General features: G+C 53.2%; 1 tRNA gene and 2 rRNA genes (1 of these 3 cut by a window edge). All 3 read left to right on the top strand.

The window, feature by feature from the left end:
* Positions 1-2059 (top strand): 23S ribosomal RNA (locus CLV74_RS22270) (it extends 805 nt beyond the left edge of the window).
* Between the two features lie 88 nt (positions 2060-2147).
* Positions 2148-2262: ribosomal RNA gene (gene rrf / locus CLV74_RS22265) — 5S ribosomal RNA — on the top strand.
* Positions 2263-2403: 141 nt separating this feature from the next.
* Positions 2404-2480 (top strand) — tRNA-Met (locus CLV74_RS22260).
* Positions 2481-2500 lie beyond the last annotated feature (20 nt).

Genomic DNA, 2500 nt, shown 5'->3' with positions numbered 1-2500 from the left:
GGCCAATCAAACTCGGAGATAGCTGGTTCTCCGCGAAATCTATTTAGGTAGAGCGTCATCCGAATACCCCGGGGGGTAGAGCACTGGATGGGTAATGGGGCCCCACAGGCTTACTGATCCTAACCAAACTCCGAATACCCGGGAGTACTAGATGGCAGACACACGGCGGGTGCTAACGCCCGTCGTGGAGAGGGAAACAACCCTGACCTCCAGCTAAGGCCCCTAATTCATGGCTAAGTGGGAAAGCAGGTGGGACGACCAAAACAACCAGGAGGTTGGCTTAGAAGCAGCCATCCTTTAAAGATAGCGTAACAGCTCACTGGTCTAATTAAGTTGTCCTGCGGCGAAGATGTAACGGGGCTCAAGCCATGAGCCGAAGCTGAGGACTGCATAGCAGTGGTAGCGGAGCGTAGTGTGACATAGCACTTGTCTTTACTACCGACCTTCGAGACGAAGGCGCAGGCAACTGTGCTCAAGTAGCGAAGCGGTAGCACAAGACAAAGTGCTTTCGATGAAGCCGGGCTGTAAGGCATCCGGTGGAGAGATCACTAGCGAGAATGATGACATGAGTAGCGACAAAGAGTGTGAGAGACACTCTCGCCGAAAGTCCAAGGGTTCCTGCTTAAAGCTAATCTGAGCAGGGTAAGCCGGCCCCTAAGGCGAGGCCGAAAGGCGTAGTCGATGGGAACCAGGTTAATATTCCTGGGCCAGGAGGAAGTGACGGATCCTTACTGTAGTTCACACTTATCGGATTGTGTGGGCTGCTGCGGGGTCCCTGGAAATAGCCCTCCATGAGACCGTACCCTAAACCGACACAGGTGGACTGGTAGAGAATACCAAGGCGCTTGAGAGAACAACGTTGAAGGAACTCGGCAAAATACCTCCGTAAGTTCGCGAGAAGGAGGCCCAGTTTCTACGCAAGTATTGGCTGGGGGCACAAACCAGGGGGTGGCGACTGTTTACTAAAAACACAGGGCTCTGCGAAGTCGCAAGACGACGTATAGGGTCTGACGCCTGCCCGGTGCCTGAAGGTTAAAAGGAGGGGTGAGAGCTCCGAATTGAAGCCCAGGTAAACGGCGGCCGTAACTATAACGGTCCTAAGGTAGCGAAATTCCTTGTCGGGTAAGTTCCGACCTGCACGAATGGCGTAACGACTTCCCCGCTGTCTCCAACGTTGACTCAGCGAAATTGAATTGCCTGTCAAGATGCAGGCTTCCCGCGGTTAGACGGAAAGACCCCGTGCACCTTTACTACAGCTTCACACTGGCATCAGGCCAAGCATGTGCAGGATAGGTGGTAGGCTTCGAAGCAGTGACGCCAGTCCCTGTGGAGCCTTCCTTGAGATACCACCCTTGCTTTGCTTGATGTCTAACCGCGGTCCGTTATCCGGATCCGGGACCCTGTGTGGCGGGTAGTTTGACTGGGGCGGTCGCCTCCTAAAGAGTAACGGAGGCGCGCGAAGGTTGGCTCAGAGCGGTCGGACATCGCTCGTTGAGTGCAATGGCAGAAGCCAGCCTGACTGCGAGACTGACAAGTCGAGCAGAGTCGAAAGACGGCCATAGTGATCCGGTGGTCCCAAGTGGGAGGGCCATCGCTCAACGGATAAAAGGTACGCCGGGGATAACAGGCTGATACTGCCCAAGAGTCCATATCGACGGCAGTGTTTGGCACCTCGATGTCGGCTCATCTCATCCTGGGGCTGGAGCAGGTCCCAAGGGTACGGCTGTTCGCCGTTTAAAGAGGTACGTGAGCTGGGTTTAGAACGTCGTGAGACAGTTCGGTCCCTATCTGCCGTGGGTGTAGGATACTTGAGAGGAGTTGCCCCTAGTACGAGAGGACCGGGGTGAACGATCCACTGGTGGACCAGTTGTTATGCCAATAGCAGTGCTGGGTAGCTATGATCGGACAGGATAACCGCTGAAGGCATCTAAGCGGGAAGCCCCCCTCAAAACAAGGTATCCCTGAGAGCCGTGGTAGACCACCACGTCGATAGGCCGGAGATGTAAGCGTGGTAACACGTTCAGTTGACCGGTACTAATGGCTCGATAGGCTTGATTTGATCCAGTAAAAGCAAGACTTCTACTGAATATCAAAAGTCACTACACCAAAACAAAGCGTACTGACTTGGAAAACGAGATTTTATTCGGTTTGGTGGTCATAGCACGAGCAAAACACCCGGTCCCTTTCCGAACCCGGAAGTTAAGTGCCGACGCGCCAATGGTACTGCGGCTTAAGTCGTGGGAGAGTAGGTCACCGCCAAACCTAATAAAATCTCGACAATAATTGATAACTCTCAAAACGATCACAAAATACCTCAGCTCACAATCAAGCGTCAGCTGAGGGCGACAGTGACCAATAAAGGCCACAGGTCTAAATCGATCAATACGATAAAGACCAAAGCGTCGCGGGATGGAGCAGCCCGGTAGCTCGTCAGGCTCATAACCTGAAGGTCGTAGGTTCAAATCCTACTCCCGCAACCAAAAATAATTCCGAAAATATA

Origin of the sequence: Donghicola tyrosinivorans, assembly GCF_003003355.1 — a bacterium.
Lineage (GTDB): Bacteria > Pseudomonadota > Alphaproteobacteria > Rhodobacterales > Rhodobacteraceae > Donghicola > Donghicola tyrosinivorans.
This window is presented reverse-complemented; position numbering and strand designations above follow the sequence as displayed.